This is a genomic window from Loktanella sp. DJP18, from assembly GCF_049310965.1.
Lineage (GTDB): Bacteria > Pseudomonadota > Alphaproteobacteria > Rhodobacterales > Rhodobacteraceae > Loktanella.
In genome coordinates this window covers 1-561 of sequence record NZ_JBMERN010000404.1, presented here as the reverse complement: position 1 = coordinate 561, position 561 = coordinate 1, and the positions used below count along the sequence as shown (strand labels likewise).

The 561-nt window shown below is 58.5% G+C and carries 1 protein-coding gene; it reads right to left on the bottom strand.

Annotated elements, in window-relative coordinates; genetic code table 11:
• Nucleotides 1-561: transposase (locus ACOI1H_RS26150; RefSeq protein WP_422441276.1), on the bottom strand; the 561-nt coding region annotated here is incomplete at both ends.

Here is a 561-nt window from a genome sequence, read left to right as displayed (position 1 = left end):
GCGTTGTCCCAGATGACATGAATGACGCGCTTGTCAGGGTTGCGCTCCTCGATCTTGGTCAGAAGCTGCACTGCACTGACCCCATCAACGGTTGTGGGCTCGACAAAGGGTGCATCGAAGGTTTCGAGGTTTACAGCCCCATGAATGTTCACACGGCCTCGCCCTGCCGTGCTGAGAACCGCTGGATTTGATCCCACCTTCACCCAGCCAAATGCAGGCTTGGTCTGGTATTCCGGATGCACCGCATCGGCGAAGTAGACGGCTTCATCTGCTGGTAACTCACGCATCAGGCGCTCGTAAAATGCGATGAAGGCTGCCTGCATTTGCGCTGATGCCACGCGCGGCAGGGGCTTGGGCTTGCGGTATTCAAAGCCCAGTCGGGCCAGAAGTTTGATGCAGCCGGAATGGGAATATTTCAGACCACACTCAGCCGCGACATGGGCCCTGATCTCGACCGTCGAGCGACAGAAGCGGGCTTCCAGCCAAGCGCATAACGCCACCTCCTGTGCCTGCGTCATACGGGACTGACCGCCTTTCCAGCCGTCGAAAGCAAGCGCATCC